11 protein-coding genes are annotated in these 14,867 nt (G+C 72.9%); 4 read left to right on the top strand and 7 right to left on the bottom strand.

Annotated features, from left to right (window positions below):
* The first annotated feature begins 131 nt into the window (after window positions 1-131).
* Together OOJ98_RS24265 and OOJ98_RS24260 are read left to right on the top strand one after the other, a co-directional pair.
* On the top strand, window positions 132-773 hold the full coding sequence (locus OOJ98_RS24265; protein WP_267057134.1) for a GPP34 family phosphoprotein: 642 nt from the start codon (window positions 132-134) through the stop codon (window positions 771-773).
* Entirely contained in the window at window positions 766-2,310 is a 1,545-nt protein-coding gene (locus tag OOJ98_RS24260; protein WP_267057133.1) for a carboxylesterase/lipase family protein, read from the top strand. Before OOJ98_RS24265 ends, OOJ98_RS24260 begins: the two co-directional genes overlap by 8 nt.
* A 47-nt stretch (window positions 2,311-2,357) precedes the next feature.
* On the opposite strand, the gene OOJ98_RS24255 is transcribed toward OOJ98_RS24260, so the two are convergent.
* From OOJ98_RS24255 to OOJ98_RS24225, 7 genes are all read right to left on the bottom strand, one after another.
* Complete coding sequence (locus OOJ98_RS24255; protein ID WP_267057132.1) at window positions 2,358-3,242, bottom strand: polysaccharide deacetylase family protein; 885 nt, start codon at window positions 3,240-3,242, stop codon at window positions 2,358-2,360.
* A gap of 426 nt (window positions 3,243-3,668) precedes the next feature.
* A complete protein-coding gene (locus tag OOJ98_RS24250; protein WP_267057131.1) occupies window positions 3,669-4,901 on the bottom strand; it encodes a GNAT family N-acetyltransferase in 1,233 nt (410 codons plus the stop codon).
* A gap of 130 nt (window positions 4,902-5,031) precedes the next feature.
* Window positions 5,032-6,183, bottom strand: a complete 1,152-nt coding sequence (locus OOJ98_RS24245; protein WP_267057130.1) for an XdhC family protein — start codon at window positions 6,181-6,183, stop codon at window positions 5,032-5,034.
* Between the two features lie 47 nt (window positions 6,184-6,230).
* Window positions 6,231-7,694, bottom strand: a complete 1,464-nt coding sequence (locus OOJ98_RS24240; RefSeq protein WP_267057129.1) for an NCS2 family permease — start codon at window positions 7,692-7,694, stop codon at window positions 6,231-6,233.
* A gap of 383 nt (window positions 7,695-8,077) precedes the next feature.
* Window positions 8,078-10,483 carry a xanthine dehydrogenase family protein molybdopterin-binding subunit gene (locus tag OOJ98_RS24235; protein WP_267057128.1) on the bottom strand — a complete coding sequence of 802 codons (2,406 nt, stop codon included), beginning with the start codon at window positions 10,481-10,483 and terminating at the stop codon, window positions 8,078-8,080.
* Window positions 10,484-10,485: 2 nt separating this feature from the next.
* Window positions 10,486-11,106, bottom strand: coding sequence for a (2Fe-2S)-binding protein (locus OOJ98_RS24230; RefSeq protein ID WP_267058217.1), 621 nt, complete (start codon window positions 11,104-11,106; stop codon window positions 10,486-10,488).
* Between the two features lie 2 nt (window positions 11,107-11,108).
* Window positions 11,109-12,002, bottom strand: a complete 894-nt coding sequence (locus tag OOJ98_RS24225; RefSeq protein ID WP_267057127.1) for a xanthine dehydrogenase family protein subunit M — start codon at window positions 12,000-12,002, stop codon at window positions 11,109-11,111.
* Window positions 12,003-12,261: 259 nt separating this feature from the next.
* On the opposite strand from OOJ98_RS24225, the gene OOJ98_RS24220 reads away from it, so the two are divergent.
* Together OOJ98_RS24220 and OOJ98_RS24215 are read left to right on the top strand one after the other, a co-directional pair.
* Window positions 12,262-13,932: a PucR family transcriptional regulator gene (locus OOJ98_RS24220; protein ID WP_267057126.1), complete on the top strand. Its 1,671-nt coding sequence runs from the start codon at window positions 12,262-12,264 to the stop codon at window positions 13,930-13,932.
* Between the two features lie 141 nt (window positions 13,933-14,073).
* Complete coding sequence (locus tag OOJ98_RS24215; protein WP_267057125.1) at window positions 14,074-14,847, top strand: hypothetical protein; 774 nt, start codon at window positions 14,074-14,076, stop codon at window positions 14,845-14,847.
* Window positions 14,848-14,867 lie beyond the last annotated feature (20 nt).

Raw genomic sequence — 14,867 nt, 5'->3', positions numbered from 1 at the left:
GGTCCCCGGCGGTCCCTTCCGGCCGCCTCATCCTCCGGAGTGATTCGGGCGCGCACTCATCCCGTGGGCCGAGCGCGGATCCGTACGCCGGGTGGATCCCGCGGCGGCGGCGAGTGCCTAGCGTCGGTTCCATGACGCTCTCCCTGTACGGCCGGACGTATCTCACGGCCTACGACACCGATTCCGGCGCACTGTACGACCGCACCCGGGCCGGGTTCCTGCTGCGTGTCGCGGTCCTGGCCGACCTGGCCCGCGCGGGCCGTGTCGCCGATCGCGCGGGCGAGGTGGCGGTCGTGGACGGCGGCGCGACCGGCGACCCCGTCCTCGATCTCGTCCTGCCCCGTCTCGGGGCGCACCGGCGCACCTGGAAGGCGTGGCTGCGCACCGACCGCAAGGAGACCCTGGCGGCCGTCGAGGGCCGGCTGGCGGCGCTGGGGGTGATCACCGTGCGGGAGCGGCCCGCCGCCTTCCCCCGCCCGGCCCGGCGCGCGGTGTCGGTGTGCGACGCGGCGGAGGTACGGGCGCTCCAGGGCGCGCTCGCCGCGGTGCTGCGGGGCGCGGGCCCCGCCGGGCCGGACGAGGCGGTCCTGGTGGCCCTCGCCGCGGCGGGCGGCGCGCACCACGTCGTGTCGCGCGCCGACGCCAAGGCCCGCAGGGACCGCGTGGAGGAGCTGACCGGGCACCTGGACGCGGTCGCGCCCGCGCTCGGCCGTGCCGTCCGGGGGCTCGGGACCACGCTGGTCGCGGCGCAGGGCGGGATGGGCGGTGGCTGACGTGCGCGCGATGGTGGCGGCGCTCGCGGGCGCGCTGGCCCTGACGCTCCCCCTCGCGGCGCCGCCGCCCTCGTCGGCGGCGCCGGTGGTGCACACCCTGGCGGGGGCGGTGCGCGGCGCGGCGCGCGACGGCTACCGCGTCTTCGACGGCGTCCCGTACGCCGCGCCGCCCGTCGGCGCGCTGCGCTGGACGCCGCCCCGCCCGGCCGCCGCGTGGTCCGGGGTGCGCGAGGCGACCGAACCCGGCGCGGCCTGCGCGCAGCCGGCCGGTGAGGTGCCGGGCGGCAGCACGAGCGAGGACTGTCTGTATCTGAACGTGACCGCGCCCGCCGGCGCGTCGGCGGGCCGCCCCCGGCCGGTGATCGTGTGGCTGCACGGCGGCGGCTTCACCAGCGGGACGGGCAGCTCCTACGACGCGCACCGCATGGCGCGGGACGGCGACGTCGTGGTGGTCACCGTCAACTACCGGCTGGGCGCGCTCGGTTTCCTCGGGCGGCCGGGGCTGGCGGGCTCGGGCACCTTCGGCCTCGCCGACCAGCAGGCCGCGCTGCGGTACGTGCGCGACAACATCCGGGGCTTCGGCGGTGATCCGCGGAACGTGACCCTGGCCGGGGAGTCGGCCGGGAGTTACGCGGTCTGCGCCCAGCTCGCCTCGCCGGCGGCGGCCGGGCTCTTCCAGCGCGCGATCATGGAGAGCGGGCCCTGCACGGGCGGCCCGGCGCGCCCGTTCGCCCCGTACGCGGTGGCCCCCGAGGCGGCCGAGGCGGCCGGCGCGCGGTTCGTCGCGGCAGTGGGCTGCGCGAAGGCGGCGGATGTGCCGGGGTGTCTGCGCCGGGTGCCGGTCGCCCGGCTGCTCGCGGCGCAGGGCGCGGACGCCCAGCCCGAGTACGGCACGCGGCTGCTGCCGCGCGATCCGGCGGAGGCGCTCGCCTCGGGGCGGACGGCCCGCGTCCCGGTGCTCGTCGGCGCCAACCATGACGAGGGCACCATCTGGGCGGCGGGCATCATGGCGGCCGGAACGACCGTCACCCCGGCGAACTGGCCCGAGGTGGCAGGGGAGTTCGTGCCGGACCCGGATCGCGCCGCGGAGGTGGTGAGCGCGTACCCGGTGGGCGACACCGACGGCGGACCGGTGTTCGGCGCGGTCATCGGCGACGCGGACTACGCCTGTCCGACGCTGCGGACGGGGTCGCTGTTCGCGGCGCGCGGGCGGACCTGGCGCTACGAGTTCGCCGACCCCGACCCGCCGCGGCCGCTGCCCGCTCCCCCGCCGTTCCCGCTGGGCGCCACCCACACCACCGAGCTGCCCTACCTCTTCGATCTGGGCGGCAGGCCACGCGAGATGACGGCGGCTCAGCAGCACCTGGCCGGCACGATGATCGGGTACTGGACGCGGTTCGCCCGCTCCGGCGACCCCAACGGCGGGGGCGCGCCCCGCTGGTCGCGCTCTCAGGTCCAGAGCCTCGCCCCGGACCGCTCGGGTCCGGTGCGGCCGGGCCCCGGACACCACTGTGCGCTGTGGGCGACGATGCCGTGACGGGCACGCCGGAAGCCGAGGGAGCGTCAGGACAGGGGCGGCGGTGCTCAGACGGCGGGGAAGCTGAAGGTGTAGCCCTGCTGCGCCAGCCAGGGCAGCAGCTCCTTGAGAGCGCTCACCGTCTGGGCGCGGTCGCCGCCGCCGTCGTGGAAGAGCACGATCGGGCCGTTCTTGAGCTCGTGCTTCACCGTGTTCACGATGGTCGCGGTGCCGGGCTGCTTCCAGTCCTTGGTGTCGACGTTCCAGCCGAGCGGGCGCATTCCGTGGGTGGCGGAGATGTGCCGGTTGTCCGGGGTGAAGGCGCCGCCGGGTGCGCGGAAGTACTGCACCTTGGCGCCGCCCGACGCGTCCTCGATCATCCTCTGGGCGTCGAGGATCTCGGTGCTCTGGTAGGCGACGGGCTTCTTGTTCATGGCCTCGTCGTGGCTGACCGTGTGGTCGCACAGCCGGTGGCCGGCGGCGACGATCTGCCGGACGAGCGCCGGAGTGGCCTTGGCCTGCGGGCCGATCATGCAGAAGGTGGCCTTGACGCCGTACTGCTTGAGGACCGCGAGGATCTTCGGCGTCCAGACCGGGCTGGGCCCGTCGTCGATGGTGATCGAGACGGACTTGCCGCCGCTCTCGGTGGCGTGGTCGATCGTCTCCGATATGCCGGAGGCGCCGGGCGGCGCCGCGGGACCGGTGGCGCCGCGCGAACCGTCCGAGCCGTCCGGCGCGCTGTCGTCGCCCGCGGACCTGGACGGAGTGGCCGGCCGGCCGCCGGGCTTGTCGTCGGAGTCCGAGGTCGCCGTGGAGTGGGCGAGGATGGGGCCGGGACCGTCGGCGGATGTGTCGCTGCCGAGGAACACCGCGGCGGCCACGCCGCCCGTCATGACGACGGCCGCGGCCGCGGCCATCACGATGCGGCGTGTGTGGGCGGTCAGTCGCGCCATGGTTTCCCCATCCCCTCGGTACGTGCCGGTTCGGCAGCGGAGCTTCACCAGTTGGCCACGATCGCACGATCGCGCTCGAATCCCGAAATGTGAATTCTCCGGCCGGGTAGGGACGGAAAACCCCCCTTCTCGGCAACATCCCCGCACATCAAGGGGGTTGACGAGAGGTCAGCGGTCCGATGCGCGCGGTGCGGGTGCCGCGTGCCGGGACCTTGGTCCCTAACGCGCAAGCAAAGACCGCGCCAAGGCTCTTTCCGGTTCCCTCGCTCAGCAGGCGGTTCACCCGCGGTTCACCCGGGACCTTCGTCCCCGCCGCGGCCGGCCCCGCGGGAGAGCCTCGTCACTTCGCGGGGAGAGCCTCGTCGCTCCGCGCGAGAGGCCCGTCGCCCCGGGCCGCGCGGGGCCCTCCCCCTGCGGTGCGCCCGGTCAGAATTCGTCGACCGTGTGCGGCAGTTCCGCGGTACGCAGCGCCGCGTCCAGGGCCGCCGCCGCGCCCGGGGTGTGCTCGGTCACCAGGCCGGCGAGGACCAGGCGGCGGACCTCGGTGCCGCCGAGGTAGCAGGCGGCCAGGTCACGTACGTCGAAGGTGAGGTCGGGCTCGGCCGCGGTCGGCTCGTAGGCGCAGCCGTGTTCGGACGCGGTCAGGCGGAAGCGGCCGGAGTTGGCCGGGATGCGGTCGTCTCGGATTTCGAGGGCGAGGAAGACCTCGGCCGCCCAGGAGCGGGCGGTGAGCGCGGCCCGCACGTCGACCAGGCGGATCCACAGTGCGGGGAACTGGGCGACGGCCTTGACCTGGTCCCGGTCGGTGGCGAACAGGAGCAGCGGGTCGTCCGGCGCGAGGCCCCAGGCGCGGACGGTGCCGGTGAGGTCGATGCCGGCGAGGTAGTTCCACAGCGCGGCCTCGCCGGCCGGGGTGTCCGCGGCCAGCTCGGCGACCTGGACGGTGCCGGGCTTGGCCGGGTCGTCCTCGCGCCGGGTGCGGTAGAGGGCGTATCCGGCGAGCGGCTCGTCCGGGGCGCCGAGGCCGACGATGCGGGGCGGGCCGAGCTCCTCGTCGTCCTCGTCGGTCTCGGGCAGCCACTCGCCGCGCCAGCGGGCGGCGTCGCGCGCGACGCGGCCGGCCCGGCGGGCCCGGGTGGCCTCGTAGTAGGGGCCGAGTTCGGCGGGGACGTCCTCGGGGTCGATGAGGCGCAGGGCGCGCGGGTCGGGGTCGACGCGCAGGGCGAGCGGGCGGGTGGAGTCGATCTCGACGGAGGTGCCGTAGGTGCCGGCGCCGAAGCCGAAGCGGCCGTAGATGGCGGCCTCGGTCGCCCAGAGAGCGGCGATGGGGCGGCCGTGTCCGGCGCAGCGCCGGAACACCTCGGCGATCATGCCGGAGAGCACGCCGCGGCGGCGGTGGGTGGGGGCGACGGAGACGAACGTGAGTCCGGGGCAAGGGAGTTCACCGCCGGGCACGGACAGGGTGAAGCGGTGGGCGACGAGGAAGCCGACGAGCGCGTCGCCGTCGTAGGCGCCGACGCGGTCGCAGCGCAGCACCATCGCGCGGTGGTAGGCGCGCTTCTCCGGCTCGTCGGGCCGGTCGTGGTAGACGAGCCACCACAGTTCCAGGGCGCGGTCGACGTCGGACTCGGGCACGTCGCGGAACTGCAGCTCGCTCATGGCGGGACCCTAACCCGTACGAAACGGGCAGTCACCAACAGAACGGGCGGGTCGGGGGCGGGGGCGCGGAGGCGGCGCCCGGAGGCGCCCGGAGGCGCCCGGAGGCGCCCGGACGGCGCCCCGGCACCGGTCAGGCGACCGAGCCTATGCGCCGTCCCGTCGGTCCCGAGCCGTCGTGGTGGATCGGGGTGTGGGCCCCGGCCAGCGGGACACCGCTGCCTCCGCGCCGGTTGGCGACGATCTCCGCGGCGATGGACAGGGCGGTCTCCTCGGGCGTACGGGCGCCGAGGTCGAGGCCGATCGGGGAGCGCAGCCGGTTCAGTTCGAGTTCGGAGACGCCGGCCTCGCGGAGCCGCCTGTTGCGGTCGAGGTGGGTGCGGCGGGACCCCATCGCGCCGACGTACGCGACCGGCATCCGCAGGGCGCGCTCCAGCAGCGGGATGTCGAACTTCGCGTCGTGGGTCAGGACGCACAGCACGGTGCGGGGGTCGACGGCGGTGCGCTCCAGGTACCGGTGCGGCCACTCGACGGCGATCTCGTCGGCGTCGGGGAAGCGGGTCCTGGTCGCGAAGACGGGCCGGGCATCGCAGACGGTGACGTGGTAGTTCAGGAATTTGCCGACCCTGACCAGGGCGGCGGCGAAGTCGATGGCGCCGAAGACGATCATGCGGGGGGCCGGGACGCTCGACTCGACCAGGACGGTGAGCGGCTGTCCGCACAGGCGGCCGTCGGCCCCGAGGGAGAGCGTGGCGGTGCGGCCGGCGTCGAGCAGGGCGACGGCCTCTTCGGCCACGGCCCGGTCCAGTTCGGGGTGGCCGCCGAGCGCGCCCTCGTACCCGCCGCCGGGGTGGACGAGCAGGGCGTGGCCCATGAGTTCGGCCGGGCCCTCGGTGACGCGGGCGACGGCGGCGGCCTCGCCGCGGGCCGCGACGGCGAGCGCGGCGGCGAAGACCGGCCGGGCGGCGGAGCCCGCCCCGACCGGGGTGATCAGTATGTCGATGACGCCGCCGCAGGTCAGACCGACCGCGAAGGCGTCCTCATCGCTGTACCCGAAGCGTTCGAGGACGGTCTCGCCGTCGTCGAGCGCCTGGCGGCACAGTTCATAGACGGCGCCCTCCACACATCCGCCGGAGACCGAGCCGATCGCCGTACCCTCGCTGTCGACCGCGAGGGCGGCTCCTGGCTGTCGGGGCGCGCTCCCGCCGACGGCCACCACGGTGGCCACGGCGAACTCGCGTCCCTGCTCGACCCACCGGTTGAGCTCATCGGCGATGTCCAGCATGTTCGGTTCTCCTTACGGATGTGCGGAGGGCACCAGCGGCACGGCCGCTACTTGACGCCCAGCCAGCTCTCGATCGGATGGAGCGCGAAGTAGATGGTGAAGACGGCCGTCAGGGCCCACATGAACCCGCCGATCTCACGCCACTTGCCCTGGGCCGCCTTGATCACGGTGTAGGCGATGACACCAGCGCCGACACCGGCGGTGATGTTGTACGTGAACGGCATGAGGGCGACGGTGAGGAAGACCGGGATGGAGACCGAGCGGTCGCTCCAGTCCACGTGCTTGGCGGCGCTCATCATCATCGAACCGATGACCACGAGGGCCGCGGAGGCGACCTGGGCGGGAACGAGCTGGGTGACCGGGGTGAAGAAGAGGCAGGCCGCGAAGAAGAGGCCGGTGACGACGGAGGAGAGACCGGTACGGGCTCCCTCACCGGCGCCGGACGCCGATTCGATGAAGACGGTCTGGCCGGAGGCGCCGGCGACGCCACCGATCGCGCCGCCCGCGCCGTCGATGAACAGTGCCTTGGACAGGCCCGGCATACGGCCCTGGTCGTCGGCGAGCTTGGCTTCCTGGCCGACGCCGATGATGGTGGCCATCGCGTCGAAGAAGCCGGCGAGCACCAGTGTGAAGACGATCATGCCCACGCTGATGGCGCCGATGGAGCCCCAGCCGCCGAACTCGACGTGGCCGAAGAGGCCGAAGTCGGGCGTGGAGACCGCGCTGCCGCTGAGGCCGGGAGCGGTGCCGCCCCAGTCCGCGTCGGTCAGGCCGGCGACCTTGGTGACCACGAAGGCCAGGACGCTGCCCGAGACGATGCCGATCAGGATCGCGCCGGGCACCTTGCGGGCCTGGAGCGCGAAGATCAGCAGCAGGGTGACGGCGAAGAAGAAGACGGGCCAGCCCACGAGCTCGCCGGTCAGGCCGAGGGTGACCGGCGGACCGTGTTCGGGGCCCTTGCCCACGAATCCGGCCTTCACCAGGCCCAGCAGGGCGACGAACATGCCGATGCCCATGGTGATGGCGTGCTTGAGCGCCAGGGGGATGGCGTTCATGATCATCTCGCGGAGGCCGGTGACGACCAGGAGCATGATCACGACGCCGTACATGACGCACATGCCCATGGCCTGCGGCCAGGTCATGTTGGGGACCACCTGGGTGGTCAGCGCCGCGGAGACGTTGAGTCCGGCGGCGAGCGCGAGCGGAACCTTTCCGATGAAGCCCATCAGCAGGGTGCTGACCGCGGCCGCGAGCGCGGTGGCGGTCACCAGGCCCGCATGGCCCAGCGTGTGCTTGTCGACGTCGGGCGTCGAGAGGATCAGGGGGTTGAGCAGGAGGATGTAACACATCGCCATGAAGGTGGTGATGCCGCCGCGCACTTCCTGCGCGAGCGTGGATCCCCGCTCGGATATGTGAAAGTACCGGTCGAGCCAAGACCTGCCGGCGGGGGGACGGGAGCCGGAGCCCGCGTCCTCGACGGTGGTCTTGGGCTCCACAGACTGCTGGGTCATGGTGCCTACTCCCAAGGTTCACAGGGGCACCCGCATAAGACGTGAAGTCTTCAGGTCAGACAAGCTGCGGGATTTGGGATTGATGCGTGGGCTGCACGACCCGGGGGACGGCCCGAGACGAACGGTGTCTGCTCCTGCGGGGGTACCCACGGGTACCGCAGTGCAGATGGCTACAGGTGTTGCTGGTGGTGCTCGGTACTGCTGGTGGTGCTGATTACTACGGGTGTTACGGATATTTCTGGTGTGACTGGTGGTGCTGGTGTTGCTGGTGACGAGGACCGCGAGCGGTGCGGTACTGGTGTGCTCCGGGCGGTGCGGGCTTCGGAAGTGTGACGTTCCTGGGAGGCACGCACCGCCCGGAGGGCTTGGGGGATCCCGGGGGATCAGACTCCGTTTCCCGTGAGGTGCTCGGGGCGGACGGGAGTCCTGTTCAGTTCCAGACCCGTCGCGTCCCGGATCGCCGCGAGGACGGCCGGGGTGGACGAGAGGGTCGGGGCCTCGCCGACACCGCGCAGGCCGTACGGCGCGTTCGGGTCGGCGAGTTCCAGGACATCGACCGGCATGGCCGGAGTGTCGAGGATGGTCGGGATCAGATAGTCCGTGAAGGACGGGTTGCGTACCTTCGCGGTCTTCGGATCCACGATGATCTCCTCCATCACCGCGACGCCCAGTCCCTGGGTGGTGCCACCCTGGATCTGGCCGACGACGGAGAGCATGTTGAGGGCCTTGCCCACGTCCTGCGCGGTGGCGAGCTCGACGACCTTGACGAGGCCGAGCTCGGTGTCCACCTCGACCACCGCGCGGTGCGCGGCGAAGGTGTACTGGACGTGGCCGTTGCCCTGGCCCGTGACCAGGTCGAACGCCTGGGTCGGGCGGTGCCGGAACTCCAGCTCCACATCGATCTCCTCGCCCTCGAGGACGTCCGCCAGGTCGGCGAGGACCTCGCCGCCGTCGGTGACGACCTGGCCGGCTTCGAGCAGCAGCTCGGCCGTGGCCCAGGCGGGGTGGTAGGAGCCGAACTTGCGGCGGCCGATCTCCAGCACCCGGGCGCGGACGGCCTCGCAGGTGTTCTTCACGGCGCCGCCGGTCATGTACGTCTGCCGGGAGGCGGAGGTGGAACCGGCGGAGCCGACCTGGGTGTCGGCCGGGTGGATGGTCACCTGCGCGACGCCCAGCTCCGTGCGGACGATCTGGGCGTGCACGGTGACACCGCCCTGACCGACCTCCGCCATGGCCGTGTGGACCATCGCGACGGGCCGGCCGTTGATGACCTCCAGGCGGACCCGGGCGGTGGAGTAGTCGTCGAAGCCTTCGGAGAAGCCGACGTTCTTGATGCCGACCGCGTAGCCGACGCCCCGCACGACACCCTCGCCGTGCGAGGTGTTGGACAGGCCGCCCGGCAGGGCGCGCACGTCCGCGGCCTCGCCGGCCGACAGCCACTGCTGCTCGGGCGGCAGCGGGCGGGCCTTGACGCGGCGCAGCAGCTCGGCGACCGGCGCCGGGGAGTCCACGACCTGTCCCGTCGGCATGACCGTGCCCTGCTCCATGGCGTTGAGCTGCCGGAACTCGACCGGGTCCATGTGCAGCTCCGCCGCGAGCCGGTCCATCTGGGCCTCGTAGGCGAAGCAGGCCTGGACGGCGCCGAAGCCGCGCATGGCGCCGCAGGGCGGGTTGTTGGTGTAGAGCGCGATCGCCTCGATGTCGACGTCGTTCACGACGTACGGGCCGACCGAGAGCGAGGAGGCGTTGCCGACGACGGCCGGGGAGGCCGACGCGTAGGCGCCGCCGTCCAGGACGATCCGGCACGTCATGTGCGTGATCCTGCCGTCCTTGGTGGCGCCGTGCTCGTAGGAGAGCTTCGCCGGATGGCGGTGCACATGGCCGAAGAACGACTCGAAGCGGTTGTAGACCATCTTGACCGGCCTGCCCGTGCGCAGCGCCAGGAGACAGGCGTGGATCTGCATCGAGATGTCCTCGCGGCCTCCGAAGGCGCCGCCGACGCCGGAGAGCGTCATGCGGATCTTCTCCGGCGGCAGGCCGAGGACCGGGGCGATCTGCTGGAGGTCGGAGTGCAGCCACTGCGTGGCGACGTACAGGTCGACGCCGCCGTCGTCCGCGGGCACGGCGAGGCCGGACTCCGGGCCGAGGAAGGCCTGGTCCTGCATGCCGAAGGTGTACTCGCCCCGGACGATCACGTCGGCGCGCCCGCGCGCCGTGGCCACGTCGCCGCGGACGATCGGCTGGCGGTGCACGATGTTGGGGTGCGGGACGTGCGCGGCGTGGTGGTCGTCGCGGTCCTCGTGGATGAGCGGCGCGCCGGGGGCGGTGGCCGAGGCCTCGTCGGTGACGACCGGCAGCTCGGTGTAGTCGATCCTGATCTTAGCGGCGGCACGCCGTGCCGTCTCCGGGTGGTCGGCGGCCACGAGGGCGACCGGCTCGCCGTGGTGGCGGACCCGGCCGTGGGCCAGGACCGGGGTGTCCTTGATCTCCAGGCCGTAGTGCTTGACCTGGGTCGGCAGGTCGTCGTAGGTGAGCACGGCGTACACGCCGGGCATCGCGACGGCCTCGGTGATGTCGATGGCGTCGATGCGGGCGTGGGCCACGGTGGAGCGCAGGGTGTGGCCCCACACCATGTCCTCGTGCCACATGTCCGAGGAGTAGGCGAACTCGCCGGTGACCTTGAGGGTGCCGTCGGGACGCAGGGTCGATGCGCCGATGCCGCCCTTGATGTGGTCCTGGGACACATTGGTGGGCGTGCCGGCCGGTGTGGTGCGGATGTCGCGCGCCATGGTCACACCGCCTCTTCCTGACGGGCGGCCGCGAGGCGGACCGCGTCCAGGATCTTCTCGTAACCCGTGCAGCGGCACAGGTTGCCCGAGAGCGCCTCGCGGATGTCCGCGTCGGACGGCTCGGCGTTGCGCTCCAGGAGCTCGTCGGCGGCGACCAGGAGACCGGGGGTGCAGAAACCGCACTGCACGGCGCCGGCGTCGATGAAGGCCTGCTGGATCGGGGAGAGCGCGCCCGCCTCTCCAGTCTGCCCGTCCTGGGCCCGCGCGCCGGACTCGCTCCCGGATTCCCGGGCCGAGCGGCGCCGGGCGGCGTCGAGGGACGTACCGCAGGCGCCCGGGGCGCAGCCGGCGCCGGGGTGGGCGTCGGCGCGGTGGGCGGCGTAGTCGGCCAGGCCCTCCACGGTGACGACGTCGCGGCCCTCGGCCTGGCCGGCCGCGACCAGACAGGCGCAGACGGGCACGCCGTCCAGGCGGACCGTGCAGGAGCCGCACTCGCCCTGCTCACAGGCGTTCTTCGAACCCGGAAGGCCCATGCGCTCGCGCAGGACGTACAGGAGGCTCTCGCCCTCCCAGACGTCGTCGGCCTGCTGCGGGCGGCCATTGACGGTGAAGTTCACGCGCATGGTCATGCAGCTCCTTCCAGGGTCCGACCGTCGCCCCGGTACGACTCCCACGTCCACATCAGCGTGCGGCGGGCCATGACGCCGACGGCGTGACGGCGGTAGCTCGCGGTGCCGCGGACGTCGTCGATCGGGTTGCAGGCGGCCGAGGCGAGCTGGGCGAACTGCCGGGCGATCGACGGGGTGATGATCTTGCCGTTGTCCCAGAAGCCGCCCTCTTCGAGCGCCGCGTTCAGAAATTCCTCGGCCGTCTTCGCCCGAATGGGGGTCGGGGCGGCCGAGCCGATGCCGGTGCGGACGGTGCGCGTGGCGGGGTGCAGGGCCAGTCCGAACGCGCAGACCGCGATGACCATGGCGTTGCGGGTGCCCACCTTGGAGAACTGCTGGGGGCCGTCCGCCGTGGGGATGTGGATCGCCTTGATCAGCTCGTCCGCCGCGAGGGCGTTGCGCTTGACGCCCCGGTAGAAGGCGTCGATCGGGATGAGCCGGGCGCCGCGGGCCTGCGACTCCACCTCGACGTCGGCCCCGGAGGCCAGCAGCGCCGGGTGGGCGTCACCGGCCGGGGAGGCGCAGCCGAGGTTGCCGCCGACGCCGGCGCGGTTGCGGATCTGCGGGGAGGCCACGGTGTGCGCGGCGAGCGCGAGGCCCGGCAGCTCGGCCCGCAGGTTCTCCATGATCTTGGTGTACGGGACGGAGGGGCCGAGCCGGACGCTGTCCCGGCCGGTCTCCCACTGGGCCAGCTCCGGGATGCGGTTGAGGTCCAGCAGGTACTCGGGCCTGCGGTGATCGAAGTTGATCTCGACCATGATGTCCGTGCCACCCGCGATGGGCACAGCGGTGGGGTGCTCGGCCTTGACGGCGAGCGCCTCCTCCCAGCTGGCCGGGCGAAGGAAGTCCATGACTGGCTCCTCTTCTGAAGATCGGGGTCTTGCGGGTGGGACCCTGGTGACAGCGGGCCCTCGACATCTCCGTCGTTCATGTGTTGTTAACGCGGTGTGAGATCAGTACACAAGCCACGATCCCTCGGGTGCAGTCACCGAAACCATGAAGCAGTTGGCTGGTCTCCGCTCACGTTCTGTAGATTCGTATGAAAGACGGTGCTCTGTTGACCCACCGTCTTCCAACGGCAACATCAAGACAGATCGGCGGCGACACGCGATGCGGCTGCGCGCACTTCTGGAAACCGACGCGCTGGGGCTGCGGCTGCTCGGCGGCGAGGACGAGCTGGACCGTACGGTGCGGGGAGTAATGACCACCGACCTGCGCGATCCGAGCCGCTACCTCACGGGCGGCGAGCTGGTCCTTACGGGTCTCGCCTGGCGCCGGGACGCCGAAGATTCTGAGCCATTCGTACGCATCCTCGCGGGTGCGGGCGTGGCCGGCCTGGCGGCCGGCGAGGCGGAGCTCAGCGCCATTCCCGATGATCTTGTTTTGGCTTGTTCTCGCCACCGGCTCCCGCTCTTCGCGGTGAACGAGTCGGTCGCGTTCGCAACCATCACCGAGCACGTCGTACGGCAGGTCTCGGGCGAGCGCGCGGGCGACCTCGCGGCCGTCGTGGACCGCCACCGCAGGCTGATGACGTCGGGCCCGGCGGGGGGCGGCCCCGAGGTCGTCCTCGACCTGCTGGGCTCCGACCTCGATCTTCGGGCCTGGGTGCTTTCTCCGACCGGCCGGCAGATCGCGGGGATCGGCGATCCGCTGCCGCCCGCGCTGGGCGCCACGCTCGCCGCCGAGCACCTGGGGGCCACCCGCACCGGTCGCCGCGGTCCCCACCGGGCCGCCGTCGACGGCGTGACCTACTCGCTCTTCCCGATCCGCAACAACGGGCGGGGCGCCGCTCCCGCCGCCCGCGATGTGCGCGAGAGCGTGCTTTCGGACTGGCTGCTGGCCGTGGAGGCGGACGCGAGCGACTGGCCGGCCGCACGGCTCGACCTGCTCCAGGGCGTCACCCAGCTCATCGCGGTCGAGCGGGACCGGCGCGACGCGGCCCGCACGGTGCGCCGCAGGCTGGCCCAGGAGGTCCTCGAACTGGTGCAGGCCGGTGCCGCGCCCGCCGAGATCGCGGCCCGCCTCAGGGTCGCGGCCCCCGTGCTGATGCCCGGCCTCGGATCTGCGCCGCACTGGCAGGTCGTGGTGGCCCGGGTCGACTGGGAGCGGGACACGGGCGCGGAGATCGAGAGCGGTCCCGTCGCCCAGTCGCTCCTCGAGGAGATCCTCGTCGACCCCGCGGTCGTCGGCGCCGAGTCCTCCGACCGGATCGCCGTGGCCCACGCGGGCGACGAGGCGATCGCGCTCGTGCCGCTGCCCCCGGTCACGGCCGAGGACCCCGAGGGCGGCCTGCACGCCGACGCGCTCCTGAACGTCGTACGGGCGCCGCTCTCGGCGGGGCTCGCCGACGACGGCCGGCTGACCCTGGGTGTCAGCGCCGCGGTGCACTCCGCCGAGGGCCTGCGCGGCGCCCTGGAGGAGGCCCGGCACGCCCGCCGGGTCGCCGCGGCCCGCCCCGGCCGGGTGTGCGCGGCCGGCCACCACGAGCTGGCCTCGCACGTGCTGCTGCTGCCGTTCGTGCCGGACGACGTGCGGCGCGCCTTCACGGCCCGCCTCCTCGACCCGCTGCGCGACTACGACCGGCGCCACCGGGCCGAACTCATCCCCACACTGGAGGCCTTCCTGGACTGCGACGGCTCCTGGACGCGGTGCGCGACGCGGCTGCACCTCCACGTCAACACGTTGCGCTACCGGGTGGGCAGGATCGAGCAGTTGACGGCCCGTGACCTGTCGCGCCTCGAGGACAAGCTGGACTTCTTCCTGGCGCTTCGTATGAGCTGACAGTCGATCCCGGCCAGTGTCGGACGATTGTGAACTCATTCACGCACCCCCCTTGGCCCGGCGTGCCATTCCGTGTTGAGATGCGGATCTACTCAGCAGCTCGATGGCGCGCTCGGGGAGGGCAACGTGGCGCATACCGCCATGTCTGGTTCCGGAACGACTGCAGATGACGGGGATCCGCTCCAGACCGCGGTATGGCGGCTGCGCTCGCGCGGCTGCTGGACGGATGCCGCAGCGCTGCTCGAACCCCACGCGGGGACGCCCGCGGGTGCCCTCCAGCGCACCGCGCTCCTGACCGAGCGCTGCGTCTACACCGAATCCGGCTGGGCCGAGGCCGACGAGGCGCTGCGGGGCGCCGAGGCGATCGCCCGGAGCGACGAGGACCGCGGCGCCGCCGCCTGCGAGCGCGGCTACCTCGCCTACGCCTCGACGCTGTTCGGGGTGCGGGACCGGGCGGACGAGGCGCGTTCCGCGTTCGGCCGGGCGGCCGCGCTGATCGCGCCGGCCGGACGCCGCCGGGCGCTGCTCGACTTCCGGCGCGGCCTGCTCGCCGAGAACGTGGCCGACGCGCCCCAGGCCGCCCGCGCCGCCTACCGCCGCGCCCACGAGGGCGCCGAGGCGAACGGCGACATCCTGCTGCTCTCCTTCACCTGGCGCCATCTGGCCGGACTCGCCCTGCGCGACGGGGAGTTGGCGGAGGCGCGGCACGGCTTCACCGAGTCCCTGCGGATCCGTGAGGAGCTCGGCTATCTCATCGGCACGGCCCCGGCGCTCGCCGCGCTGGCCGACACGGAGGAGGAGCCGGCCTCGACCCGGCTGCGCACGGAGGCCGCCCGGCTCGTACGCCTCCTCGGTGTGCCCACCTGGCTGGTGAACCATCTGGGCGCGGTACCGCCGCCGGCACCGGCGACCTGACGGTAAGTCAACTAGCTGAG

The sequence above is a fragment of the Streptomyces sp. NBC_00083 genome, assembly GCF_026343295.1.
Classification (GTDB): Bacteria; Actinomycetota; Actinomycetes; order Streptomycetales; family Streptomycetaceae; genus Streptomyces.
This window is presented reverse-complemented; position numbering and strand designations above follow the sequence as displayed.